Origin of the sequence: Mucilaginibacter metallidurans (assembly GCF_003286435.2) — a bacterium.
Classification (GTDB): Bacteria; Bacteroidota; Bacteroidia; order Sphingobacteriales; family Sphingobacteriaceae; genus Mucilaginibacter; species Mucilaginibacter gossypii.
Map to the genome: position 1 here is coordinate 1,855,845 of NZ_CP043449.1, position 26,594 is coordinate 1,882,438.

A 26,594-nucleotide genomic window follows, 5' to 3' on the forward strand; every position below is an offset into this window, starting at 1 on the left:
ATCAATGAAAATTAAGGACATGAAAAAAACATTGCATATTATCTCGGTATTTTCAACGGTAGCCCTGTTGTTTGCCGGGTGTAAAAAAGACAAGCCAGCGCCCCAACCCGAACCGGATGAGCCCAAACCCATCGCAGGTTTCACAGTGGCACGAACAGATAGTGTTGATTTTTTAAGCTACCAGTTCACCAGTACATCCATTAATTATAAAGATATCCTGTGGCAATTTGGCGACGATAGCACGTCGGCAGAAAAAGCACCGAAGCACAGGTATGCCTTTGATGGCTTATATCACGTAACATTAACGGCCAGAAATTCACAGGGATATTCAGCTGCCCGGGAAATAATATTGAACGTTGCCGACCCTAATTTTGACCGTACCAAGGTTGGTGAAAGTTACTTTGCTACCATAGGCGGTACATTGACTGTATCACGCGATAATGGCGGCGGCCCAAATGCAAACGAGGGGTCACTAAAAGTGGTTGACGGCGATCCGAATACCAAGTTTTTTCAATCAGGGTTCTCCGGCGACCTGGTAATGAAATATGAGCTTAAAACTCCCGTTGTTGCAGGAGCATATACCATGACATCGGCAAATGACTCACCTGATCGTGACCCAAAAGGATGGATCCTCCAGGGTTCTGAGGACGGTATACGCTGGATAAACCTGCACAGCAAGAACAACGAAGTTTTTGCGAACCGCTTTCAGCGCATCCTATATCACTTTAATAACAATGTAGCTTATAAATTTTATAGGATAAGCATTAAGACCAATAATGGCAGTCGTGACTTCCAGATGGCTGAATGGACGGTTAATAAAAAGCAGCCATAAAATTGGTTATTTGTAACAACGATCCATGGAATGTTCGATCTGATGCTACGTAAGTTCATTCGCCCGGTCAACAGTTTTTAAGGAATAAGGCCCGGGAGTGTAGTATCCGGGCTTATTCCTTAGGTATTCGGTCATATAAAGTGTAATAGCATTACTTGATCCGACAATTATCAGCACTGATGCTAAGTTGCTTTCACTAAATTATATCACCAGCCGGTAAATCAATTCAGAAAAAGTCCAGGTGTCGTTGGTTGCCAGAAATGTAGCATTTGCCGAAAAAAAGAACTACCTGGTCGATATTTTTTCCTTATAGGTGACTTTTTATGCTATTTGCCTAAAAAAACATGAAAACCATCATTTGTAATCTCCCGGCATGGCTAAAAGTATTTCTTTATTTTGTTTTGCTTACCGCCGCCAGGTTCGTCGCAGGCGCTGCTCCTGCATTAAATATATCAGCGGGCTAAATCACCAAACGAAAGGTGAGGTTTACCCTCGCCTTCATTAATTTGTTAGACTTGGCAATCCGGTGTTCCCAATATTCCTGCAATCCTGATTTCATCAGCAGGAATGAACCATGCCCGAGCCTGACGGAGTAATGTTCTTTGTGATTAACTTTATTGCGGATGTCAAAACTGCGCACCTGCCCAAGACTTACCGAAGCAATAATTGGCTGACTGCCCATAATGCTTTCTTTGTCACTATGCCAGGTTACGGAATCATTTCCATCACGATAATAGTTCAGTAATACGCTGTTGAAAGTAATACCCGCTAAAGGTTCTACCATGCCCCGGATAGTTTGCAGTTCCGGTGTCCAGGGGAGAGTTCCTGCGATCCGGTCGGTGTCTCCATACCAGCAGGTGAGCCTTGGTGTCAGGTATTCCTTATCCCAAAGTTTTTGTGTTGTTTGTTTCCAGGGTGTTTCCCTGATCAGTTTTTCTAACAGCCAGTCACCCGTTGTCGGATCAATTAAACCGGGCTGGTATTCCAGCAAATCCTTAGGCAATCCTTTACTTTGCCCGGTTTCGGCAAATAATGTCAATTGTTCCATCACTAAATCCTTTCCACATAAGTCGTTATAAAATGGGCCAATTGTTCCTGTTCTCCTGGTTGCAGTACATCGCCGTCGTAGATCCAGTAACCCTTCGCGTCAAATAAAATACGGCCCATGTAAACGGGCGGCTGATCATAAGCCGTATAGATCTCATAGCATTGTACAGCGTGCTTTTGCCCTGTATTTGGTACAATTTTCACCACTTCCCGTGAACCATCGCGGTATTTAAGCCAGGCTTTAACCTCGCTTTTTAAATACGTTTTGACCAACAATTCCTGCATTTGAAATTTTTTCTCAAAGATATATAAAATACTAATATTTTTAGCATTAAATTTGTACTCCCTATTTGGTACAAACACGATGGAAACGGCAAATGACCGAAAAACACTGATTAACAGCCTGCAAAAGAATATTTTGCAATGGGAGGGCTATAGGCCGCCGCCTGCAGGTACGCAGGGGCTGGTAGGCCTGGGGGCAGTGGAAATGGCTTTCCCCAACGGCGTTTTTCCTTTAGGTACAGTGCATGAACTGGTTTGCAGTACCACCGAACAGGCTACTGCTTCCAGCGGATTGATTAGCGGCCTGCTCTCGGTGTTTATGCAAAATGGCGGGGCTTGTTTATGGATCAGCCTCACCGGAAACATCTTCCCACCGGCGTTAAGCGGCTTTGGTATAGAACCCAGCCGTTTGATCTTTATCCGGGTAACCAAAGACCAGGAAGCCTTATGGGTGATGGAAGAAGCGCTGAAATGCGCAGGGCTTGCCGCGGTTGTGGCAGAAGTGCGGGAACTGGATTTTAAACAATCGCGCAGGCTTCAACTGGCTGTTGAGCAAAGTCACGTTACCGGGTTTGTGCTGCGTAATGCCGTTAAAAAGATCGGTTCAACGGCTTGCGCTGCCCGGTGGCAGGTGAAATCTTTGCCGAGCGAGCCGGTAGACGATTTGCCTGGTCTTGGTTTTCCGCGCTGGGAGGTAGAACTACTACGTGTCCGTAACGGGCATCCGGGTACCTGGATCATAGAATGGGCAGAAGGTAAATTCAAACAGGTGGAAAAAGAGCAAACAGCTAAACCATTTAAACGGAAAGCGGGGTGAGTTATGCAGCACAGGTATATGGCTATTTGGTTTCGTCACCTGGTGACAGACTGGCTGACACTCCGGCAGCCGGAATTAAAAGATCAGCCCTTTGTGCTGGTTGTGCCCGAACATAACCGTATGATTGTCAGGGCAGCTAACCCCGAAGCCGAAGCACAAGGTGTTCGTACAGGGATGCCGGCAGCAGATGCCAAAGCGATTACCACTAATTTACAGGTTATTGATTTTCCGTTGGGCCAGGAAAGTAAGCTGCTCCGGCATTTGGGTTTATGGTGCATCCGCTATACGCCGGTTGTGGCTATTGACCTGCCCGATGGTTTGACCCTTGATATTTCCGGCTGTGCACACCTATGGGGTGGTGAAAAAGGATATTTAAAAACCGTTGTACTTAAATTAAGGGGTATGGGCTACGATGCTCGTGCCGCTATTGCCGATACTGTTGGCGCAGCCTGGGCCATTGCCCGGTATGGCAAGATCAGGCCCATTATTGAAAGCGGCGGGCAGGCGGAAGCCATTGCCGGTCTTTCTCCGGCCGCCCTCCGGTTGGAACCGGAAATACTGGACAAACTGTATAAACTCGGCTTCCGGTATGTTAAAAGTTTTATGACCATGCCACGTACCGTGCTGCGCAGGCGTTTTGGTGAAGGCTTTTTGTTAAGGCTTGCCCAGGCTTTGGGTACTACTGATGAATACCTGGCCCCGATTATCCCGCCCGTACCTTATGTTGAGCGGCTGCCCTGCCTGGAGCCGGTACGAACGGATAAAGCCATAGAAATTGGCATTGAAAAACTGTTGCAAGGCCTATGTAGCCGCTTGCAAGGTGAAGGCAAAGGTGTGCGTAAGGCCGTGCTGAAATGTTTCCGGATTGATGGTAAAATGGTACAAGCGGGGATAACGACCACGCGCGGCTCACATAGTGTTTCCCATTTATTCAAGCTCTTTGGTTTGCAGATCAGCAAGATTGAACCTGCTTTGGGTATTGAGCTGTTTCTGCTGGAAGCACAAAAAGTAGAAGATATCGACCCCTTACAGGAAAAGCTATGGATAGGGGATCCGGGCTTGCAGGATACCGCACTGGCCGAGCTGCTTGACCGGATTGCCGGAAAGATCGGCCCCGAAAGGATTATGCGTTACCTGCCTGCCGAGCATTACTGGCCCGAACGTTCCATCCGGCCCGCTCTTTCACTCAAAGATATCGCGCTGGCCAGCTGGCGGGCTGACAAGCCAAGACCAATACGCTTGCTCAGCAAACCGGAAGCCATTGAAGTTATGGCTTTATTGCCGGATTATCCGCCAAAAATATTTATCTATAAGGGTAAGCGCCATGTTGTGGATAAAGCAGACGGACCGGAACGTATTGAACGGGAATGGTGGCTGGACAAAGGTGAGCACCGCGACTATTATATGGTGGAAGATGAGGATGGAGGCCGTTATTGGCTGTTCCGTTCAGGGCACTATGATAGTGGAGGTGCCCAATGGTATTTACACGGATTTTTTGCCTGATGATGAAATACGCGGAATTATATTGTACCTCCAATTTCAGCTTCCTGCGCGGTGGATCTCACCCGGAGGAACTGGTTGAGCAGGCTGTTGTTCATGGTTATACGGCCATAGCGGTTACCGACCGGAATAGCCTGGCCGGTATTGTCCGGGCGCATATTGCCGCAAAAAAACTACCTGTACAATTTATTCCCGCTTGTCGCCTGGACTTGCTGGATGGGCCGGGCCTGCTGGCTTATCCTACTGACATTGCTGCTTACGGCCGGCTTTCGGCCTTGCTCACCAGGGGTAATCTGCGTGCTGAAAAAGGTGAATGCCATTTATATAAAGCAGATGTGTATGAACACCGGGAAGGCATCCTTTTTATCATAATTCCGCCCGATGAGCTCAACGCGCGATTTGATTTTACCGGTGAGTTTAAAACAGCAGTAGCAGAATATAAACAAGCTTTCGGGAATGCCTTATACATGGCTGCCCTACGTTCTTACAGCGGCGATGATGCCAAACGGCTGCACAGGTTAGCCGGCATGGGTATACCTTTGGCTGCTGCCGGTGATGTGCATTATCATGAACCGAACAGGAGGGAACTACAGGATGTATTGACCTGTATCCGGGAGAAATGCACTATCAACAACGCAGGGTACCGGCTGCATCAGAATGCGGAACGCTACCTGAAACCTATTGAAGAAATACACCGGATCTTCAGGCAATATCCGGAAGCTATTGAAAATGCGCTTGCTATTGCCGAAGCCTGTAGTTTTTCGCTGGACGACTTAAAATACATCGAGCCGGAAGAAAAGATTCTTGACGGATTAACACCACAGGAAAGGTTAAAAAAATACACGTGGGAAGGTGCACATGAACGTTATGGTGAGCATATACCGCCTAAAATAGGTAAGCAGATTGATTTTGAACTGGCCTTTATCGAAAAGCGCAGGCTGGCGCCTTATTTTCTCCGCGTATATAAATACACCCGGAAAGCAGAAGAACTCGAAATCTTGCACCAGGGCAGGGGTTCTGCGGCCAATTCAACGGTATGTTATTGTTTGCGCATTACGGCAGTCGACCCGATGAAGTCACGTTTGCTTTTTTCCCGTTTTATGTCAGATGCACGCGAGGAATGGCCTGACATCGATGTGGATTTCGAGCATGAACGCCGCGAGGAAATCATCCAGTATATTTATGAGGATTATGGCCGGGAACACGCGGCTATTGTAGCTACCGTTACGCAGGAGCGGCATAAAGGAGCAATTCGTGATGTGGGCAAAGCGATGGGCTTATCTGAAGATACGATTAAACGTATCGGTGGTACGATATGGGATTTCAGTGAAGAAGGTTTTGATGAAAAGCGTTTACAGGAACAGGGGCTTAACCCGGGCGATCCATTGATATACAAAGTACTGGAGTTGACGACACTGCTGATGGGTTTCCCGCGGCAATTGGGTCAGCATACCGGTGGCTTTGTTATTACCGATAACAAACTATCCGACCTGTGCCCTGTGCTCAATGCCCGCATGGAGAACCGAACCCAACTGGAATGGAACAAAGATGACCTGGAAGCGTTGGGCATTTTGAAAGTGGATGTTTTAGGATTGGGTATGCTCACCATGATCCGCAAAGCATTTGACCTGATAAAACAACATTATGGCCGAAAACTTACCTTAGCCAATATCCCGCAGGACGACCCCAAAGTTTATGAAATGATAGGTCATGCGGATACACTTGGGGTATTCCAGATTGAGAGCCGGGCGCAAATGTCTATGCTGCCAAGACTGAGGCCCCAATGTTTTTATGACCTCGTGATCGAGGTGGCTATTGTGCGGCCCGGCCCCATACAGGGTGATATGGTGCATCCTTACCTGCGCAGGCGTAATGGCGAAGAACAGGTAGTGTATCCATCCACGGAACTGGAAGATATTTTAGGCCGGACTTTAGGTGTTCCGCTTTTTCAGGAACAAGCGATGGAGATCGCTATTGTTGCCGCAGGCTTTACACCGGCCGAGGCTGATGAACTGCGCCGGAGCATGGCGACTTTTAAAGCGAATGGCAAGTTATACCTGTACGAAAAGAAACTGGTGGAGGGTATGGTGGCGCGTGGTTACGAGGAAGATTTTTCGAGGCGGGTGTTTAAGCAGTTACAAGGTTTTGAGGGGTATGGTTTCCCCGAGAGCCATGCCGCTTCTTTTGCGCTGCTGGTTTATATATCTTCCTGGCTGAAGTATTATTATCCGGATGCTTTTGCTGCTGCTTTGCTCAATAGCCAGCCGATGGGCTTTTATCAGCCCGCTGAGATCGTGGACGATGCGCGAGGGCATGGCGTTTTTGTTCGTGGCGTGGATATTAACTACTCGGCCTGGGATCATTCGCTGGAAGAACAGGCCGGAAAATATAAGATATTACGCTTAGGTTTCCGGTTGGTGAAGGGGTTAAAAGAAGAAGAAATGAATATCCTGGTTGAGAATGCACCTTATCAACATATTATCGATTTGTCAAATGTCGGTATTTCGCAGGCAGCTTTGGAGAAACTGGCTGATGCGGATGCATTCCACTCTATCGGCCTCGACCGCAGACAGGCGCTTTGGGAAGTAGCCGCTTTAGGTGACCGCCCCGTGGCTTTGCTGGAAAGTTTGCCTTCGGCCAGCGCAGGTGAGCAAATTGAATTACCGCTAATGACCGCGGGTGAGCACGTGGTACAGGATTTCGCTTCTACCGGCTTATCCATTAAAGCGCATCCGGTAAGTTTTGTGCGGGAGGATTTAAACCGGCTGCAGGTTATGCCGCTCAACCGGATCCAATCGTTGAAGAATGGCGAAAAAATTCGTGTTGCCGGGATGATCACCGTGCGGCAGCGGCCGGGGACGGCCAAAGGCGTGGTATTCGTAACCATCAAAGATGAAACCGGCTTTGCCAATCTTGTGGTTTGGGGTAAGTTTTTTGACAAATACCGCAAAGAGATCGTTCAGTCGCAACTGCTCCTGGTAGATGGGCATTTACAGGTTGAGGGCGAAGTGATCCATGTGGTGGTACGCCGTTGTTATAATCTCAATTCTTTATTGGGTAAACTAACGGCTGTACCTGATGAACAGCCTGCTTTGCTGAGCCTGTCCAGGGGGGATGAAACCTCGATGCCTTCACCTGATCCGCGAAATATCCCCAATAAGAGTGCTTTTCATAAGGGCAGGAATTTTCATTGATGAAGAGCGTATCATTAATAAGGCTTTTAATAAACTCGAAAGGCAGTTTATAATTGTCTTACTATGCCTGTAAAAGGGATATGGTAAGGTTTATCCGATCAAAGGAATTGCAATACCAATTGCTCCCATTCCTCTTCCAAAGAAAGGTTGGGGCGTACTTGCCGCGCTTTGCTATACCAGTAATCAGCATTTCCAATATCACCTTCTTTACGGTGCAAATAGGCATGTACCCAAGCCGATGCCTGATCTGTCAGATGATCAACCTGTGCATGTGCCTGATGCCAGTCGCCTTTACCATCAAACCAAAGGCTTTTTAGCTGTGCAGAGAGCCCGTTAACAGGCTGTTTTAAATTTAATGATGCTTTAAATTCTGTTAAAGTTGTCATTGGTATTAGTTTTTTGCAATAAACGTAATTGGTACATCGGACTTTTATCAATACATAGTTCGATCCGTTACCGGCATTAATTATTGCGTAGTGGTAAAGATCCTAAATTAATCGGAAAATTAATGGGGATGTATTATTTATCAAAGATAGGCCGGTTTACAATTTCTGATGTAAAAGTATAAACAGTGTATTACCGCGTTGTGCGATAACGCAATTTTTGTTTTTAGCAGAAAAAAGAAAAACAGTGCAACTAAAATCTTAATGCCTGCGTCTTATGGTTATTAAAGCCTGATCATATGTTAAAAAACTACTTAAAGATTACCTGGCGCAACCTCTTACGTCAAAAAACATTCTCCCTGATCAATATCCTTGGATTGACCATAGGCATGGCCAGCGCAGCGCTGATTTTGTTGTGGATCCAGAATGAGGTTAGCTATGATCAGTTCCATGAAAAACGGGAACGTCTTTACTCTGTATATAACCGCTCTAAATTTGACGGTAAATTATGGAGCTGGGAAACCACGCCTAAAATCATGGGTAAGGTGATGAAAGCGGAGTTGCCCCAACTGGAAAAAGTAGCCAGGGTAACTGATGCCAGTTTTTTGTTTAGCATTGGCGACAAACGTTTGACTGCAACAGGCGATTTTACTGATCCGGATTTTCTTTCCATGTTTAGTTTTCCATTAATTAATGGAGATCCCAAAACCGCTTTGAACGACCTTCATAGCATAGTTATCACTGAAAAGTTTTCAAAGAAACTTTTCGGAGAGGAAAATGCGCTCGGCAAAACAGTTAAAATAGATAGTAACGCTTATTTTAAAGTGACGGGTGTGATGAAAGACCTCCCGAATAATACCCGGTTTGATTTTGAATACCTTATTCCCTGGTCATATCTAAAAAAGATAGGGCAGGATGATGAATACTGGGGCAATAACTCCATTCAAACGTTTGTTCTTTTAAAAGCCGGTGTAACGGAAGCTCATGCTGATGCCGCTGTATTGAACTTTACCAGGAACCATTCCGATACCAAGGATATTCAGCAGTTTTTGCACCCCGCAACCAAATGGCACCTGTATTCGCAGTTTAAGGATGGGGTGATAGTTGGTGGGAGAATTGAACGTGTAAGGGTATTTTCACTGATCGCTGTACTGATCCTCGTTATTGCTTGTATAAATTTCATGAATTTAAGTACGGCCAGGAGCGAGACCCGTGCAAGGGAAGTAGGCATCCGTAAAACTGTAGGCGCATTAAGGGGCTCGTTAATCTGGCAGTTTTTAGGTGAATCTGTTTTGATCGCACTTATTGCCGGCATTTTTGCCATCGTCATCGTACAAATCAGTATGTCGGGTTTCAACCAGCTTACCCAAAAGCAATTATATATACCATATAGTAATCCCTACTTTTGGCTCACCGCAATTGGATTTATACTGGTAACCGGTATAATTTCAGGAAGTTACCCTGCATTGTACCTGTCGTCATTCAAGCCTGTAGCTGTACTGAAAGGTACTTTTAAGGCGGCAAATGCTTTGGTTACACCGCGTAAATTGCTGGTGGTCATTCAGTTTACTTTTGCGGTGGTATTGATCATTTGTACCATCATTATCCGCCAGCAATTACAATACGCCCAGGACAGGGATACGGGGTATAAGAAAGATAACCTTGTTTACACATTTATGTCCGGCGAGATCTCGAAGCACTATCAATCCATCAGAAATGAATTGCTTTCCAGTGGTGCTGCAACTTCTGTGTCCAGAACAAATTCGCCCATAACCCAGCGATACAGTGATAGCTGGGGTTTTAACTGGCCAGGTTCACAGCCCAAGAACAAGGTTGATTTTATTATTTACACTTCGGACGGAAACCTTATTAAAACCATGGGCCTTAAGCTTGTTGCAGGCAGGGATATCGACCCGGTAAACTACCCGACAGATTCAACCGCCATGCTGGTGAATGAGGCTTCGGTGAAGATCATGAACCTGAAAGATCCGGTTGGTAAATTAGTTACCCAGGGCGAGGGTAAAGACATCAAAACATGGCATATTGTTGGAGTTATCAAAGACTTTATTATCAGCTCGCCTTATGAACCTGTACAACATATGCTGATTGAAGGCCCCAGTTCCTGGTTCAATATCATTCACTACAAGCTTAATAACGCTAATTCGACAAAAGAAAACCTGCGTCGCGCTGAAGCTATATTTAAGAAATACAACCCGGATTACCCGTTTGAATATAGTTTTGTTGACCAGGAGTACGCCAAGAAGTTTGGCGATGAGCAGCGTATCGGGACTTTGGCCAGCCTGTTTGCCGGATTGACAATCGTTATATCCTGTCTCGGACTTTTTGGCCTGGCGGCTTACATGGCGCAAAACCGTATCAAAGAAATCGGCATCAGAAAAGTGCTTGGCGCATCTGTTGCCAGCGTGACCACATTGCTTTCCAGGGATTTTCTGAAGCTGGTCATAATCTCATTTTGCATTGCTGCGCCAATAGCGTGGTATTTAATGTTCCAATGGTTGAAAGGATACAGTTACCGGATTTCCATTAATATCTGGGTATTTGTAATCGCCGCCGCGCTGACATTGCTGATTTCTGTTTTGACAGTAAGCTACCAGGCAATCAAGGCTGCATTAACAAATCCGGTAAAAAGTTTGAAAGGGGAATAACACCTTCATTACGGGTTGTTGTATTCTCATTACCATAAAAGACAATAGTAACTGCCCGGTGAAGGGCCTGTTTTAAATTTACTGCCCCCAAAAAGTTAGGTACCATTTGGGGGCATTTTTATGCATAAAATAGAAGTGATCGCTTCTGCTAAGCCCAAAATGTTAGTTGGATTCTCAGCTTTATAATCAATCCCAATCAACAACGAGATCTACACGGTCAAGCCAGTACGATGGATAATTACAAGGTCGGTTTACCGGTTTGGTTAACCAAGCCTGGCGAATGCCAGCCTTAATTACCGCTTCGGCAAGCTGAAAGAACCGGTTAAGAAAAACAAACGGAGTATCAGTAATGATGATGTTCAGGGAGTGCCTTCGGGGAACTAAGAGCATTTAACGAATAACAAAACAGGCGGAGGGGGCCGCCTGTTTGTTATTAACCTTTTTCGATATTCCAGGTTCGGTTTTAGTTATTTAATAACCTGCGCAGATCGCCCGCACTGATCTCCTGTACCGGCCGAAATGTATTCCCGGCTGCATAATGTAACAAGCTGTATCGGAGCTGCCTTGCCGCTGCCCGTTCCGTTAATTGACTATGAAGATCCATTGTACAAAGAATTAAGCTCCCCGAACCAACCTTGAATTCAACCAGCGTTGCCAGGTTACGGTTCCTGAAAAAGTTATCGATCACCCGGACTATCGGCGTTGCAGGAGCTCCCAATTTATCAAGTATCAGCGACCGGGAACGGGTCACCAGGTCCCACCATTGCCAATCCGTATAAAAGTCAGTAGGGAAATCAGCCAGCGCGTTACTTTTCTTGTCGATGAGCAGGCCCATACTGCCTGGTTGATCGGGGAAGTGGACCGGGCTCCAGAAAACAGGAGCGAAACGGCCGTCGATACCTTTAACGTTGGCAGTATCCGGATTAAGCAATACTTTTCGCCCCGCTTGCAGATAACTAAGGGCGCTGTCGATGGATGTAGTAAAGATAACGTTACTAAAAGATTCCGGCTTTTTATCTGGGTAAACCCAAATTTTCCAGTGATTAGTGTAACCGGTATTGGCAATGCTCACAGTGATCTGTAATTCACAAGCCCGGTCGATTTTGCTGAGATCAATCGAGAAACTTCCCGCAGAAGCGTTGCCAATGGCAATGGACTGCCGGCCAAGCGAACCACGGAGATTGAAGTGCTTATCTGCTGAAATTACCGACCAGAGAACTTCGCCATTTATTTGCTGGTCGCTATAGTTGGCAATTTCGGCAGCGGCATTAAAATGCTCATTATTGCTGTAGGCAGCTTTTTCAAAACGGATCAATGGCACCACCGGCCCACAGAATTTGCTAAAATCAGTCGGCGAAACCAATCCTTTACTATCCCAGAAAGCATTTAAAATCCCAACGAGTGCTGTTCCCTGTCCCGGAAAATCATGAAGGTCAAGCAATTGAAACCCGCCAACACCTTTGGTTTTCAACGCGCGTTCAATTTCTTCTTTGTAAAGCTGAACAGCCAGTGTTCCGCTGGCTTTAAGATAATCGGGGGCTAATCCAAGCATTCCTTTTTTGCGGAGGTTGTTCCGTACCGCCTCAAAGTTAGATGGCCGCAGAACCCCTGTATACTTTTTTATTTCTTCAAGATCCGGATAAACAGAATACTGGCCCACTTCGTGAATAATAAGAGGAACTGTTGTCCCTTCCAGCGCTTTACTGTAATCTGTCTTAAAATCGGGCGGATTAGTGTTGAAAATACCCTGTCCCGTACCCATCCTTTTTCCGTGTACTGGGTAATAAAATAATCATCGGCAGGATCCGGATTTTTGCCATGCCCTTTTTGAAAGCTGAAGGTGGTTGTGGTGTATAAATGCCGGTTGTCTTCCTGCTTTAACTTACGCACCAGCTTCTCCAGCCATCCAAAATCCCCCTCCAGCTCATTGCCCATGCTCCAAAAACAAAATGAAGGATGGTTGCCATAATTCCGGATGATATTTTCGGCTTCCTGTTCCAGGTAAGTCAATGTTTTTGGGTCTTTTCCCACAGTTAGTGCCCATAGCGGGAGCTCAACATGCAGGTAAAAACCCAGCGAGTCGGCTACCTGAAATGCTGCTTCGGGCGGGCACCATGAATGAAAGCGAAGATGGTTCAGCCCGTAAGCTTTAGCGGTCTTAAACACCTTCAGCCAGCCGGCTGTATTCATTGGTGGATGGCCTTCCAGCGGAAAAATATTGCATTCAAGCGTACCGCGCAGAAAAAGCGGACGACCATTAATACGAAGCTCGTTCCCGGTCGCGTTAATATCCCTGAAGCCAAAACTTTGAGTCCTGGCATCCAAAACTTGTCCCTTGCTGTCAATTACTTCCGTGCGAAGACTGTATAGGCGCGGGTGAAATTCGTCCCATGATTGCACCTCCGGAACCTGGAGGTTAATTTCCTCCTGATTATGTTGAATAACAGTTGGGCTGGTTTGTTTAACAACTTTTTTCCGGAAAGGAGGGAAGCCCGCAGATAAGTATCGCCACGATGGGAACCGCCCAGGCTGATAGCTGCCTTTACGCTGTGATTGGCCAGCGAGGGGTATACCTGTACCTGGTTAATAACTTGTTTGCCTATGTCGATCAGCTGTATCTTTCCGATAACGCCGTTCCAAATGATCTGTGTACCGTCGGTGTAGGCATGGGCAAAGTCATTTACGCTGATATCATGCTGCTTGCGATTGTCTACACGAATGGTGATCACATGTTTGCCTGCTGCCAGAGGGCCTAATTTGAAAACTTGTGGTGCAATCAGGCTTTCCTGTGTCCCGGCTGGTTTGCCATCTATCCAACAATAGGTTTTCCAGATCACCCGTTCAAGCGACAGCAGGGCGTTGGCCATCCGACTGGTTAGATTTATGCTGCGTTGGTACCAAACGGCACCGGTGTACCTGTGTTTTCTGGACAGATGCAGCATGATGTCCTTGCTCAGCACAGTTGTATCCACCTTTACAGGCGCCCCGATACCGGCGTCATCTAAGGTGCCAGGCAGCCATATGCTATTAGTAAATTGCTGTTGCTGCCATTTCTGATCCAAACCTTTGTCAAGCGAATCGAGCCTGTACTGCCATTTGCCGGCAACCGGGATTGGTTTAACCTGCGCCGAAATGGTAGAACTTGCTACCAGTGCCGCGAGCAAGAAAAATTTTTTTTTTAAAGAATACTGCATCATTGATAGTGAGCGGTTAAAGTAGTAACAGAGCGGGGCTCAAGTGTTATTGTCCCGACAGGAGTTGTTGATTTTTTAAGATTTTTGAGAGCTGTTGTGGTGTACATATCAAATGTATTTCCGGCCAATTGTGAACCACCCGGATCAACCATGTATTGTTTGCTTTCGGTACTCATATTTATCAGCACAATAACCAATTGTTTTGAAGCGGGATCTTTGTATGCGGAAACCATTTGTGTTCCTGTTGCCAGCACGGGATCGGTAACATCACTTAATGCTGCATTTACGCGGATCATCCCCGGTCTGATAAACCGTGAATAATTTCCCAAACACCACAATTGTTTTGAATCACTAACCAGGCCATTTGTTTTCATGCTGTTCAGGTCATATCCACCAGATGGGTCGTTAATGTATACAAGCCCGTCACTATAATTATAAGTATCAACGGCAAGCCACCACTGCCATGAAGTTACATTGGCCACCGTAAGGTCATGATGAATAACTTTGGCCACATACAAGCCGTAATCAATACCGGTATTTTTCGGGTACGCATTTAACTGACCACAAATATCGCCTAATATACCAAACTCTGACTGCCAAAGATGAAGACTTGGGTCAACAGTCTTTTGCTTATCTGCTGCGTGTTGCCGGTAACTGATCAAATCGGCGCCCGGACAGGTAGTAAAATAACTGTGTGCTGATAGTAAGTGTTCCATCGAAGGGACATCGCCTATATAATTAGCGGAGCTTTTGTTAAAGAACTGATTGAGCTGATCGCCGCGACCATCGCTGTTGTTAGCGTCCAGCGAATTCCATTGATTGGCTTCACCAAGACATATCGTAGTTGCTAAGCCGGCAGCTTTCATCTTCGGGCCCAACAGGCGTATAAAGTCTGCAATTTCAGCATTGGTAGCACCAGTGCCTTCCTGCGATGGATTTTCTCCCCAGTTCCACTGAGGTTCATTAAAGGGGCTGAGATAATTAAAAGGGGTACTGCTTGATTCAAAATGCTTTAAAACGCTAACCAGAAAATCTGCAAAAGCATTCTTCTTGCTTTCTGTCAGGTTCAGATGACTGTTAGCCAAACCATAAGCTTTATTATTTTGCGTGAACTGTACCGGTGGCGAAACAGAAAATGCCAGGAAGTTTTTTACACCGCGTGCTTTCGCTGCCGACAGGAACCATTGCTGGCCTGCTTGTTTGTTCCAGTTATAATTATTATTTGCATCCAGAAAGCATTCTTCCCGGCGAAACTCATCCGGTATTCCGCTATCCGAACCTTGTTCATAGCTCCCGGCGCCGATGTTGAAGCGCCAAAGCGTAAGGCCAATACCTTTGGGATTGCCCTGCTGGTCGGCTTCCATGCTGAACAGGTAATCAGCAATCTGATTCTTTTTGGTAACATCATTCCACTTTCCGATGAATTTGGTTGTCCAGCAATCAGAGGCACCAAAGCTTTGCATCGTTTGCTGCTCATTTCCCAAATTGATAGTGATGCGGGCCGGGCCGGTGTTGCATGTATTAACGCCATTAACGATGCAACCGTCGTCTCCTTTTTTAATTCCTGTTTTTTTAGCGCAGCTGAATGAGTTTGATACCCCCAGCATTACCATGAACAGCAGTGCTGATCGCAAATTTATTTTCATAATAGTTATTTAAAGCCGCCGGCGTGCCGGCGGCTATTTGCTAATATCCCGGGTTTTGTGTGATCTTTCCGTTCGAGGCAATAATTTCCTTTGATGGGATAGGCCATAGATTATGTGTTCCTGCAATAAAATTAGCACCCTTATTTTGAGGCTCGTTCAGGTTCTTAGTTTCATATGGGTCTTTGCTTTGTTGCATATTGTATTTAACAAAACTTCCGTTCGGCCCTAAAATGCTGTTGATCACCGGTTGTCCGCTTTGATCTTTCCATCGCCTGATGTCATACAAACGATCTCCTTCCAGGGCCATTTCGAGCCTGCGCTCCAATCGCACAGCGTTGATAAGGTTCCAGCCGGTAAGTGTCATATCGGTAGTGAGGCCAACGCGGTTCCTAACCGCACGCATTGACTGTAAAGCCTGGGCCGACTGCTGCTGCATAGCGGCAGCTTCAGCATTCATCAGGTAAACGTCTGCCAGCCTCAGGTAAATATGATCTTTTGAAAAACGGCCGTTCGGTGTTCTTTCACCGCGAGGTACATAAACTTTTCGGTTGTACCTGGCAGATTTACATTGTGCCGGATTGGCATTGAAAGAGGTATTGGCCGGATCGCCGGCAACCGGGAAGCCCTGGCGCATGATCGTCCAGTTTAACCTTACACTGTCTGCCTGAGATTTAAAGGCATTTTCAAGATCGCTGGTTGGCGTAAAATATCCCCATCCGCCTTCGGTCCCAGGCATGGAGGTTGTAGGAAAAATGTTGCCCAGGTTTGGATATTGGGTAGAATACTGGTACTGTATTTCAAAAATAGACTCAGGTCCGTTATGATTAGTTGTTTGCCATATATTGCCAAAAAACGTTTCCAGGTTGTATTCACCAGAGCTGATGATCTGGCTGGTCAGATTTTGAGCTCCTGCCCAATCTTCCGTATACAGGTCAATCTTGGCCAGCAGTGCTTGCGCTGCTCCCTTTGATACGCGGAACTTATCTGTGGCGCTATACTGTGATTTATTCGGTAAAATGCCAATAGCACTATTAAGATCTTGTTTAATGAAATTGTACACATCGGCGGCGCTGGTCCTGCTGTAGGTATTTTCCTGAGGGCCTAATGTTTTAGTGATGAGTGGAATAGCACCCCAGTTCCTTACCAGCTCAAAATATTGGAAAGCCCGCAGAAACTTGATCTCGGCGATAAGCTTCTGTTTGGTAGCGTCGTCAATCTGCGATTTCTGAATGCCTTCAATGGTAGCATTGAAAATATAAATGCTTTTGTAGATCTCGATCCAGTGTGCCTCAATACGATCATTTTCGGCATTTAATGTGTAATGAGCAGCCTGTACTGCCGTGCCTTGCCCACCGTTGATACCGATCCACTCATTGTCGGAGGCGGCCTCGCCACCTACTTGCTTCCACCATTGCGTCTGCCACCAGTCGTCAAAGTCAATGTATTTGTAGCATGCAATCGTTGCGCCACTGGCTTCATCAACTGTATTATAAAAAGTATTGGCCTGTATAGCGTTACCATAAGGTTCCTGATCCAGGAAAGTCTTTTTGCAAGCGCTCATGCCGGCAATAACCAGTACGAGCAATATATATTTCAAGTGTTTCATTGTTGTTTACTGCTAAGTCTTAAAAATTCGCGTTAAATCCGATATTGAAGAATTTGGGGATCGGGTTCTGTCCGTTGTCAATGCCATACCTCAGTACACCCGCAAATGGTACTTCAGGGTTTAGTCCGTCATATTTGGTAATGGTGAAGAGGTTTTGAGCAGATACGTAAACCCGCACTTTTGCCCGGCCACCCAACGCTTTTTCAGGCACGGTGTAACCCAGTTGCAATAACTTATTGCGTACATAGGTGCCATCTTTGATAAAGAAACTGGAGTTTTTAGAGAAATTGCCGTTTGGATCACTCAAACTCAGCACAGGATAACTGTTTGTGCTGCCCGGACCTGTCCAAAATTTATTTTCTTTACCGCTGATGAAGTTATACCCGTAGATGGGGTTCATCCTTACCAGGTAATCATCAGCTACCTTATTGCCAAAGGACCCATAAAATTCCATACGGAAATCAAAGCCATGGTAAGAAGCCTGAAGGTTTAAGCCCGATGATAATTTAGGATATGGATTTCCGATCGACGTCCGGTCGTTTAAGTCAATGGTATTATCGCCGTTAACGTTCGCATACATAAAATCGCCGGGCCTTGCATTAGGTTGCAATACAGTGCCGTTAGGGCTTTTATAGTTCTGAACGTCCTGGGCTGTTTGGAAAACACCGAGTACCTTATAACCGTAATAGCCGCCTAAAATATCACCGGCAGCGGTTTTGGTCCTCCGGGTAGACTGAAATACGTCGTTGGATATTTCGTCATACAGGATCTGTCCCTTCAAGTCAACCGCTTTGGAAATGAAATGCTGTACTGTAAGACCAACACCGAAAGAAACACCACCGATTTTGTCTTTATAATTGATGGCTGCTTCCCAACCGCTGGTACGCATGGTTCCTACGTTAGTATAAACTGTTGGGATATATCCCTGCGGATAGCCCAGCGAGGGTTGTACCGGGAGGTAAAGCAACATATCTTTAGGCGAGCGCCAGTATTTATCAGCAGTTATGGATAATTTATTATTGAAGAAGTCCGCATCAAAGCCGATGGTCACGTCCTGTGTTGTTTCCCATTTGATATTTGGGTCTGGTACATTAGAGGGAACATAACCATAAACCCGGCTGTTTGCGCCATTGATATAATCTGATAAGCCCAGAGTACTTTCGTATGCGCCCGGCGAGCCTGGCAAATTGCCTCCCACACGGCCAAATGATCCGCGCAATTTGAGGTAGTTCAGCCATTTGATGTTCTTCATAAATGATTCGTTTGAAATTACATAAGCACCCGAAACAGTTGGGAAATAACCCAGCGATTGGCGGGTGATAACATTGATGAACCATCTGCCCGGAAAGAGCCGGCAATGAAATAGGTTTCATTAAAATCATAAGATACGCGGGCAAAGTAAGAGCTCATTTTACCGAAGGGGCCGCGCCGGGTTGATGAGAGCCGGATCCGTCGGCAAGCGTTGCGCCGGCAGAAATATAGTGATAAGGCTCCGCATCATAAGGAATATCCTGGCGGTACACGTAAGTGTTATTATATGTGTAATTGTCGGCAGACTGGCCTATCAAAACATTGTAATGATGCTTGTTGATACTTCCGATATAATTGATCGTATTATCCAATTGCCAGCGGTAGTTGATCACCGAGTTTTGGGATGCGCCTGATATATCACTGCGATCTTGCGGATCGATGTAGTATTTAGGTTGGTAATTAGTCTGGTTTATCGAGTTATAAAAGCCGGAAATACTGCTTCTCAACGTCAGGCCTTTAATTGGTTTGATTTCAAGATAGGAGGAACCCTGTGTGCCGAATAATCGTGATTGGTTAAAATCACGGGCCACGGCAGCCAGGGGATTATTGATATTATTAAAATTGGAACGCGTAAACTGACTGTAAACCGGGTTATAGGCAGTGAAGCTCCAGCTGGGATTGGTTGCTGCATAGGCGTTAACAGCCGTTTGCGTCTCGGCAGCAGACCTGGTTGCTGCTACGTTAGGTGCAATAGACATGATGTTGAACAGGCTTGTGCCGCCACCGTCGCCATATCGCTCCATCCGCGGTGCAAGGCTAACACCAAATTTGAATACCTTTGAAATTTCGTAATCGATGTTAAACCTGGTAGTGATTTTTTGATAGTCAGCAGTACCACGCTGTGCCGCAAAGTTGCTGGTTTGATCAAAATACCCGGCGCTTCCATAAAAGGTGAGCCCGTTTTTTGATCCGGATGCGCTGACATTATAGTTATGTGTGTAAGCTTTTTTGGTTGCCTCATTCCACCAATCAGTATTAACTCCTGTCACCGCTCCATTGGCCGGAAGGGTCTGGTTGTTATTGGCATAGATCTGGCGGTAATGGCTTACAAACTCGTCTGTCTGTGCAAGTTTCGGATTTACCCAATAGTTCATGCCCGAAGTTCCGTTAAAATTGATCTGCGTTTTCTCTTTCCCTCTTTTTGTTGTAACCAACAAAACACCGGCCCCGCCACGGGAACCATAAATAGCGGTAGCTGCCGCATCTTTCAGCACGTCGATCTTATCAATATCTGAGGGGTTGATGTCATTAAGGCCGCCGAATGAGGTGATCACGCCGTCAACAACAATGAGCGGATCGCTGGACCCTGTGATGGTGGAGAAGCCCCTGATCAGCAGCTTCGGTTGCGCGCCGGGATTGCCGCCCCCCTGAAATACCTGCAGGCCTGGTACTTTACCTTGAATAGCATCTGCAACATTACTGGTGGTGGTAGGGGCAATGTCTTTAGTCCCGACAGAGGACACCGCTGTAGTTACGCTTTTGCGGGTAATGGTTTGGTATCCAATTACCACAGCCTCATTAAGCTGATTGTCGGCAGGGCTAAGTGTTACCTCATAAGTTTCTCTGTCATCCACCGGAACCTCTTTGGCCTGGAAACCAAGGTAAGAGAATACCAGTATGTCACCTTTGCTTGCTCTGATCTGGAACTGACCCGCTGCGTCGGTTACAGAACCGGTTTTTGTGCCCTTAAGCAAAATGCTTACGCCAATAAGCGTTTGATGCGTGTTATCTGTTACACGTCCTTTTACGGCTTTGGTTTGGGCGAAAACCAGGCTGCAAAGTGGTAACAATAACACTAATGTTAGTGTAAATTTTGTTCTCATAATTGGGTTATTTTGGGTTATTAAGGATGACAAATCTAATGGCAATCGGATCGTTGAGTATAGACGATATGATGTAATACATGGATAATATTCTGATTGTTATTGTATTTAGCTGTTTTGCTGCTTATTGGATAATAAAAACCTATGCCTTTTTTCTGCCATTTGGAGCCATAGGGTGTTATTTTATTCTTTTAATTAAAAAACGGAAGGAGGGCATTCATGAGGTTGGTTGTTCTATATGGATAATTTTACTATTTAATTATAGGGTATGTCAGAGCCTTTCGAATGTGACATTGCTGATTAAAATGAATGCGTAGTGGCGCATTAAATTATAGGAAGGAGAAAATTGAAGGGAATGAAACAAATGTTAAATGATTTCGGTTCGTTCTGTTTGATAAAAAGCATAAAAGTTTGCCATAAATAGCCGAATCACGGGCACTCATCAGGCTTGTTTCCTATAAAAGCCTGACCTTATTTTCGCAATGAACGTAAAGTGTTTTAGCGATCCGGCGATAGTTATATAGTCCATGTTTTTAATTTTTTCATCTATATAGAATGCCCTGTTATTAAATATTTTTGTGAATATCAATGTTGACCGACTAACAATTACAGATTGACATCAATGAATATCAAATCCTGTCCATATCCTAAAAAATGGGGCAGGGCAGTATTTTAAAAGATAATAATTTAATGGATTTATGAAATTCAGCCGTTCAGAAATTTTACTTTTAATGTCAGTATCCGGCATTGATAACGGCTGTGGCAAAACAGTATCTATTCGCCTTTTAACACAGCATGTCTGCATTCGCGAACATGTGTAACCCGCGATAGGATTTAAATAAATCAAATGAATACATATTCAGCAAGTTACAAAAAAGATGGATTTGAAGGTCAGCGAGCGATCGTGATACCCAAAACTATATTACAGCGGTTTTGTGAGGGAAATGCGGCTATACAAGGAGCATTTATAACGGATATTGGATACTATCCCAAGGCAAAATTCCATCGCAGGGAGCGATATACAGGTGCGGGGCAAAATATCCTGATTTATTGCGTTGACGGAAAAGGGATGGTTAAGATAGGCACCCATACTTATGAGATCAAGCCCGGCGACTTTTTTGTTATTCCTCATGGTGTTAAGCACTTTTATGAAACAAATGAAACCAGCCCCTGGACAATTTACTGGTGCCACTTTAAAGGTCCGCAAGCGGATGCTATAACAGAGCAAATTTATGTAAGGGATCAGAGTTTCCGGTACAGCATCGAATTTGACGGTGATCGGATCGCCCTTTTTGACAAGCTTTACGTATTTTTAGAACAGGGTTACAGCACAGAAAACCTCACTTACGTCAATTTACTGCTGCTGCAATATTTAAGTTCTTTTTTGTTTAGGGACAAATATTATAAAACGAATTTAAACACACACTCCCAGCCGCAGGACAGATCTATTTTATTCATGCAGAAGAATCTGGATAAGACCCTAAGTTTAGCTGAGCTTGCGGCCTCGGTAAACCTATCGGTGAGTCATTATTCTGCATTATTTAAGAAAACCACAGGATTTTCGCCTATAGATTATTTTAATCATCTTAAAATACAAAAAGCCTGTCAGTACTTGCAGTTCACGGAATTGAGGATCCGTGAAATAGCTTTTCGCATTGGCATCGACGACCCTCTTTATTTTTCAAGATTGTTTAACAGAACCATGGGATACGGCCCCAAAGAATACCGTAAAAGCCGGTCTCCTTCCATTAAATAAGTGCGTTTCCCCGCTTTGGGTTGTATGTTTAAAAAATTATGCTTTCTTAACAAACTCTGATTTTAATGCCATAGCGCCAAACCCATCAATTTTACAATCGATGTTATGATCGCTGTCAACCAAACGGATGTTTTTAACCTTGGTCCCGGCTTTTATACTTTGAGAGGAACCACGTACCGGCAGGTTCTTTATGGTAACAACAGTATCCCATTCTGGAGAATATTTCCATTGCTATCTTTCACCACAAACAGATCTGAACTTACAGGATTATCTTGCGGGTTCCATTCGTGTCCGCATTCCGGACATATGAGCAGGTTATCCATTTCATAAGCATAGGGAGATTTACATATTGGGCAGGGGCAAGTTCACTCATCTTTTGTAGTATTTGATTTCATCGGCAAAGATAAAATTTAAAAAGATTTGCATTCGGCCATGTTGCATACATTTTTTCCAGGCAAAACAATTGAAGTAAGGAATGTACCATTACACTTTATTAATACCTGTTTTTTGGAGTTTAAACCTAATTCATTGTTAATGCTCCATAAAAATCTTTCTGAATTGAAAAGGCATATCCTGAAACAGAAACAACCACATAAACAGAGCAATGCTCTTTATGTGGTTGTTAAATCGGTTGAGCTAATAGGATATAAATAGCCCGTGCTGATGAAAATTAGAAATACCGTGGAGGCAAAGCGTAGCTTTTAATTACGGACCATTGCCGATTCTTTAACAACCTGATATATATGCCTTCAGAAATCGAGCTTCGCCAACTTACGGGGCTTGAAAAAATGATTCAGAGGCCCGGATCCCTCGCCGGTTTTTACATTCTGCCCTTCTTTGATGGCTATGTTAACGTAAACCCCGGCCGAAGCAATGGCTTCGGTTATGGATTGCCCTCGTGCTATATAAGCTGCGATAGCTGAAGCCAGTGTACAACCTGTTCCGTGTGTGTTTAAGGAGTTTATAAAAGGGTAGGCGAAAGTTTTTCTTACACCTTGCCGATCAGCATATACGTTGTAGAGTTCAAGTCCTTCTAAGTGGCCGCCTTTTACAAGAACGGCCTGGCTACCCAAATCTAACAATGCTTCTGCCGCGTTTATCATATCATCAACATTGCCGGCATGTTTGCCCGTTAGTTGAGTTGTTTCATTCAGGTTTGGCGTGAGCAGGGTTACCATTGGAAAAAGTAGCTCCTTCATGGCAAGCAATGCTTCGTTATTTGCCAGTTGTTTTCCGCTGCTTGAGCTGATAACTGGGTCGAGGATGATGGGTAGCGGTTCGTATTTTTTTAAAGCATCGGTTACCGCCTGCACAGTTTCCGCATTTGGCAGCATCCCGATTTTCACCGCCAAAGGCCGGATATCGCTCATTACTGCGCTGATCTGATTTTGCACCATTGCCGGTGGTACAACGTGAATATTAGTTACCCCCAGGGTATTTTGCGCGGTAATGGCGGTAATGGCTGAGGTGCCGTAACAACCCAGGGCGGCAAAGGTCTTCAGGTCGGCCTGAATGCCCGCACCGCCGCCGCTATCGGAGCCGGCGATGGTTAATACCGAACAATATTGATAATACTGCATCATTTCGTTTTAAAAATTAAAGGCGTTAATGCCCCTTTTAAACTGAAGGCCGCTATCCCCGAAAAAGACCTGGTTTGCTGAGCAGCAATTTTACTGCGTTGCCCGGTTTGGCAGATAAATACCAGTTTTTTACCGCCTGGAAAAATATTAGCGTGTTCTTCCAGCTCATAAAGCGGGATATTTATTCCTCCTATATTTTCATCGTCAAATTCATAAGTTTCACGTACATCAACCAGGTAAATTTCGTCGGGTGTTTCCGCGTGCCATTTTTTGAAGGTGTCGGCGTCGATTTCATTGGCTACCCTATCACTTTCAACCGGCTGAGAGGTGTTAACCGGGAGTGAGGGCGTTGCGGCAGAAATTTTGAAAACACTGATGCTGTTGTCAAGCGCATTCAGGGTTAATAGTTTTCCAGATAATAGCTCCCCAATACCGCAAATCAACTTAATGGTTTCGTTGGCCATATAAGTACCTATTATACCGGGTAACACGCCAATAACACCAATTTCGGCACAGTTGGGCACTTCATTTTCGGGTGGCGCTTCAGGAAATAGGTCACGATAGCCGGGGCCGCCCTGATGGTTAAACACCGATACCTGTCCCTCAAATTTAAATATCGATCCAAACACCAGCGGTTTGTTGAGCGCCGCACAAGTATCATTCACCAGGTAGCGGGTGGTAAAGTTATCAGAGCCATCTATCACCACATCAAAATTGCTTATCAGTTGTTGCGCATTGGCAGCAATAATCCTTTCGGTATAAGCTATCAGCTCCACAAAGGGGTTAAGCTGGTTTAGTTTTTGTTTGGCTATCAAAGCCTTTGGCTGGTCAATATCAGCGGGAGCATATAATATTTGCCGGTGCAGGTTGCTGACATCAACCATGTCATCATCCACAATACCAATGGTGCCCACACCGGCTGCTACCAGGTACTGCAAAACCGGGCAACCTAAGCCGCCGGCACCTATCATCAACACCCGGGCGGTTTTTAGTTTTTCCTGTCCGTGCAGGCCCAGCTCGGGCAATATCATTTGCCGGTTGTATCTTTTCAGTTCTTCACGTTCCAGCATATCCTTAGTTTAAACAGCTATCCCAATCTTTCCAAACCGCTTCGTAACCCTGTTGGGCAATGATCTCTGCAATTTCGGCAGGACTGCGCTCGTCTGAAATTTCGAACTGCTCCAGCGACTCAGGCTCTACCGCGTACCCGCCCGGATTGGTTTTTGAACCGGCGCTTATAGAGGTAATACCCAGCTTGATGATATTATTACGAAAGTTAGCCGATTCGCGCGTAGATATCGAAAGTTCAACCTCTTCGTTAAACAAACGATAAGCGCAGATCAGTTGTACCAGTTCGCGGTCATTCATTTCTACCTTTGGCTCAAGGCCGCCGCTAAAAGGTCTCAACCTCGGGAACGAAAGACTATATTTAGTTTGCCAGTATTTTTTCTCAAGGTAGTTAAGGTGCATCGCGGTGAAAAAACAATCAGTGCGCCAGTCTTCCAAACCAATTAAAACGCCCAGTCCCATTTTATGGATCCCGGCCTGGCCCAACCTGTCGGGCGTTTCCACCCGGTATTTAAAGTTTGATTTTTTGCCTTTGGGGTGGTGCTTTTTGTAATCCTCTTTATGATAAGTTTCCTGGTATACCAGTACGGTGTTAAGGCCATAAGGCGTTAGCTGCTGATAGTCTTCCAGGTCCATCGGTTGCACCTCCATCGAGATATGGGCAAAATGCGGCCTGATCAGCTCGAGCACTTTTTTAAAATAATCAACATGCACATTCACGTTGTCCTCGCCGGTTACCAGTAAAACATGCTCGTAGCCCATCTCTTTAATAACGGCCACTTCCTGCATAATTTCCATTGGCGAAAGCGTTTTGCGTTTTACCTTGTTATCGTAACTAAAGCCGCAATAGGTACAGATATTACTGCATTCGTTGGATAGATAAAGCGGTACATACATCTGCAGCACCTTGCCAAAACGTTTCAGGGTCAGGCGCTGACTGATCTGCGCCATTTGCTCCAGGTAGGGCGCTGCAGCCGGCGATACCAGGGCCTTAAAATCCTCCAAAGTTCGTTTATCGGCGGCCAGGGCGCGTTCAACATCCGCGCTGGTTTTAGCGTAGATACTGGCCCTGGTATCATCCCAGTTATAGGTTTCAAAAATGTCGTTAAAACTACTCATCTAAAAAAGAAGTTAGTGGACTACTTGCCATAGCATGTGATACTGGTTGAGCCAGTTTTGCTTCAAAAGCCATCCGGCCGGCTTCAACGGCCAGTTTAAATGCTTCGGCCATTTGTACAGGATTACTTGATACCGCGATGGCGGTGTTTACCAGTACGGCGTCGGCGCCTATTTCAAGCGCTTTGGCTGCATCAGACGGAGCACCTATACCCGCATCAACAATAACTGGTACGCTGCTTTGGCTGATGATGATCTCTAAAAAATCGATGGTTTTAAGCCCCTTATTACTACCTATCGGCGATCCTAAAGGCATCACAGCCGCAGTACCGGCTTCTTCAAGCCTTTTGCATAATACGGGGTCGGCATGGATATAGGGCAATACTGTAAAACCTAGTTTCGCCAGTTCTTCGGTAGCTTTTAGGGTTTCTATAGGGTCGGGCATCAGGTATTTGGGATCGGGATGGATCTCCAGTTTTATCCAGTTGGTTTCCAGTGCTTCGCGGGCGAGTTGGGCGGCAAATACCGCCTCTTTAGCATTCCGTACACCTGAGGTATTAGGCAGCAGGTTAATATGCGGATATTTTAAACGCAGCAACAGATCGTCGTTGTCGTTGTTTTTTACATCAACACGTTTCAGGGCAACGGTTACCAGCTCGGAGCCTGAGGCCAGTAAAGCCTCCTCCATCATGGCAGGTGAGTTAAATTTGCCGGTGCCCGTAAATAAGCGCGACTGAAAAGTTTTATCAGCGATGGTTAACATAGATGTTATT

At 45.5% G+C, this 26,594-nt stretch carries 22 protein-coding genes and 1 pseudogene; 6 read left to right on the forward strand and 17 right to left on the reverse strand.

Annotated elements, in window-relative coordinates:
- Window positions 1-19: 19 nt before the first annotated feature.
- Window positions 20-832, forward strand: coding sequence for a PKD domain-containing protein (locus DIU38_RS08085; RefSeq protein ID WP_167516114.1), 813 nt, complete (start codon window positions 20-22; stop codon window positions 830-832).
- A 460-nt stretch (window positions 833-1,292) separates the two neighbouring features.
- Here the strand turns inward: DIU38_RS08085 and DIU38_RS08090 are convergent, their stop codons facing one another.
- Both DIU38_RS08090 and DIU38_RS08095 read right to left on the reverse strand, forming a co-directional pair.
- Window positions 1,293-1,880 (reverse strand): alpha-ketoglutarate-dependent dioxygenase AlkB family protein, encoded by a 588-nt coding sequence (locus tag DIU38_RS08090; RefSeq protein WP_112652945.1) that lies wholly within the window; start codon window positions 1,878-1,880, stop codon window positions 1,293-1,295.
- 2 nt (window positions 1,881-1,882) lie between these two features.
- Window positions 1,883-2,164, reverse strand: coding sequence for a hypothetical protein (locus DIU38_RS08095; RefSeq protein ID WP_143020710.1), 282 nt, complete (start codon window positions 2,162-2,164; stop codon window positions 1,883-1,885).
- Between the two features lie 79 nt (window positions 2,165-2,243).
- On the opposite strand from DIU38_RS08095, the gene DIU38_RS08100 reads away from it, so the two are divergent.
- Genes DIU38_RS08100 through DIU38_RS08110 form a run of 3 tightly spaced genes read left to right on the forward strand, consistent with a single transcriptional unit; the run spans window position 2,244 to window position 7,672 of the window.
- Window positions 2,244-2,978: an ImuA family protein gene (locus DIU38_RS08100; RefSeq protein ID WP_112652944.1), complete on the forward strand. Its 735-nt coding sequence runs from the start codon at window positions 2,244-2,246 to the stop codon at window positions 2,976-2,978.
- Between the two features lie 3 nt (window positions 2,979-2,981).
- A complete protein-coding gene (locus tag DIU38_RS08105; protein WP_112652943.1) occupies window positions 2,982-4,481 on the forward strand; it encodes a Y-family DNA polymerase in 1,500 nt (499 codons plus the stop codon).
- Window positions 4,481-7,672: an error-prone DNA polymerase gene (locus DIU38_RS08110; protein ID WP_317131830.1), complete on the forward strand. Its 3,192-nt coding sequence runs from the start codon at window positions 4,481-4,483 to the stop codon at window positions 7,670-7,672. The genes DIU38_RS08105 and DIU38_RS08110 overlap by 1 nt, the downstream gene beginning before the upstream one ends.
- A gap of 98 nt (window positions 7,673-7,770) precedes the next feature.
- Here the strand turns inward: DIU38_RS08110 and DIU38_RS08115 are convergent, their stop codons facing one another.
- A complete protein-coding gene (locus DIU38_RS08115) occupies window positions 7,771-8,058 on the reverse strand; it encodes a hypothetical protein (protein ID WP_091163992.1) in 288 nt (95 codons plus the stop codon).
- Between the two features lie 296 nt (window positions 8,059-8,354).
- Between DIU38_RS08115 and DIU38_RS08120 the strand changes: the two genes are divergently transcribed.
- Window positions 8,355-10,721 carry an ABC transporter permease gene (locus DIU38_RS08120; RefSeq protein ID WP_112652941.1) on the forward strand — a complete coding sequence of 789 codons (2,367 nt, stop codon included), beginning with the start codon at window positions 8,355-8,357 and terminating at the stop codon, window positions 10,719-10,721.
- A 186-nt stretch (window positions 10,722-10,907) separates the two neighbouring features.
- On the opposite strand, the gene DIU38_RS08125 is transcribed toward DIU38_RS08120, so the two are convergent.
- From DIU38_RS08125 to DIU38_RS08160, 8 genes and pseudogenes are all read right to left on the reverse strand, one after another.
- Window positions 10,908-11,111 (reverse strand): hypothetical protein, encoded by a 204-nt coding sequence (locus DIU38_RS08125; RefSeq protein WP_112652940.1) that lies wholly within the window; start codon window positions 11,109-11,111, stop codon window positions 10,908-10,910.
- Window positions 11,112-11,184: 73 nt separating this feature from the next.
- On the reverse strand, window positions 11,185-12,483 hold the full coding sequence (locus DIU38_RS33880) for a hypothetical protein (protein WP_244311270.1): 1,299 nt from the start codon (window positions 12,481-12,483) through the stop codon (window positions 11,185-11,187).
- A gap of 161 nt (window positions 12,484-12,644) precedes the next feature.
- Window positions 12,645-13,163: pseudogene (locus DIU38_RS33885) on the reverse strand (glycoside hydrolase family 2 TIM barrel-domain containing protein); the annotation flags it as partial.
- A complete protein-coding gene (locus tag DIU38_RS08140; RefSeq protein ID WP_112652938.1) occupies window positions 13,067-13,918 on the reverse strand; it encodes a sugar-binding domain-containing protein in 852 nt (283 codons plus the stop codon). The pseudogene DIU38_RS33885 and the gene DIU38_RS08140, both read right to left, overlap by 97 nt.
- On the reverse strand, window positions 13,915-15,561 hold the full coding sequence (locus DIU38_RS08145) for a glycoside hydrolase (RefSeq protein WP_243770784.1): 1,647 nt from the start codon (window positions 15,559-15,561) through the stop codon (window positions 13,915-13,917). The genes DIU38_RS08140 and DIU38_RS08145 overlap by 4 nt, the downstream gene beginning before the upstream one ends.
- Before the next feature lie 40 nt (window positions 15,562-15,601).
- Window positions 15,602-17,167 (reverse strand): RagB/SusD family nutrient uptake outer membrane protein, encoded by a 1,566-nt coding sequence (locus DIU38_RS08150; RefSeq protein WP_112652937.1) that lies wholly within the window; start codon window positions 17,165-17,167, stop codon window positions 15,602-15,604.
- Window positions 17,168-17,186: 19 nt separating this feature from the next.
- On the reverse strand, window positions 17,187-18,419 hold the full coding sequence (locus DIU38_RS08155; RefSeq protein WP_244311271.1) for a SusC/RagA family TonB-linked outer membrane protein: 1,233 nt from the start codon (window positions 18,417-18,419) through the stop codon (window positions 17,187-17,189).
- A 154-nt stretch (window positions 18,420-18,573) separates the two neighbouring features.
- The gene (locus DIU38_RS08160) at window positions 18,574-20,301 is read right to left on the reverse strand and encodes a SusC/RagA family TonB-linked outer membrane protein (protein WP_149354061.1); all 1,728 of its coding nucleotides are present in this window, start codon (window positions 20,299-20,301) and stop codon (window positions 18,574-18,576) included.
- An 847-nt stretch (window positions 20,302-21,148) separates the two neighbouring features.
- Between DIU38_RS08160 and DIU38_RS08165 the strand changes: the two genes are divergently transcribed.
- Window positions 21,149-22,057: an AraC family transcriptional regulator gene (locus DIU38_RS08165; RefSeq protein WP_090527495.1), complete on the forward strand. Its 909-nt coding sequence runs from the start codon at window positions 21,149-21,151 to the stop codon at window positions 22,055-22,057.
- 36 nt (window positions 22,058-22,093) lie between these two features.
- Here DIU38_RS08165 and DIU38_RS35050 read toward each other — a convergent pair whose 3' ends face one another.
- From DIU38_RS35050 to DIU38_RS08190, 6 genes are all read right to left on the reverse strand, one after another.
- A complete protein-coding gene (locus DIU38_RS35050) occupies window positions 22,094-22,249 on the reverse strand; it encodes an alkylphosphonate utilization protein (protein ID WP_317132446.1) in 156 nt (51 codons plus the stop codon).
- Window positions 22,246-22,380 (reverse strand): hypothetical protein, encoded by a 135-nt coding sequence (locus DIU38_RS35055; protein ID WP_317132427.1) that lies wholly within the window; start codon window positions 22,378-22,380, stop codon window positions 22,246-22,248. Before DIU38_RS35055 ends, DIU38_RS35050 begins: the two co-directional genes overlap by 4 nt.
- A gap of 426 nt (window positions 22,381-22,806) precedes the next feature.
- The gene (thiD, locus tag DIU38_RS08175; RefSeq protein ID WP_243770783.1) at window positions 22,807-23,640 is read right to left on the reverse strand and encodes a bifunctional hydroxymethylpyrimidine kinase/phosphomethylpyrimidine kinase; all 834 of its coding nucleotides are present in this window, start codon (window positions 23,638-23,640) and stop codon (window positions 22,807-22,809) included.
- Window positions 23,637-24,707: a HesA/MoeB/ThiF family protein gene (moeB, locus tag DIU38_RS08180; RefSeq protein ID WP_149354062.1), complete on the reverse strand. Its 1,071-nt coding sequence runs from the start codon at window positions 24,705-24,707 to the stop codon at window positions 23,637-23,639. Before moeB ends, thiD begins: the two co-directional genes overlap by 4 nt.
- A gap of 4 nt (window positions 24,708-24,711) precedes the next feature.
- Window positions 24,712-25,824, reverse strand: a complete 1,113-nt coding sequence (gene thiH, locus DIU38_RS08185; RefSeq protein WP_112652933.1) for a 2-iminoacetate synthase ThiH — start codon at window positions 25,822-25,824, stop codon at window positions 24,712-24,714.
- Window positions 25,817-26,584, reverse strand: a complete 768-nt coding sequence (locus DIU38_RS08190) for a thiazole synthase (protein WP_112652932.1) — start codon at window positions 26,582-26,584, stop codon at window positions 25,817-25,819. Before DIU38_RS08190 ends, thiH begins: the two co-directional genes overlap by 8 nt.
- Window positions 26,585-26,594: the final 10 nt, after the last annotated feature.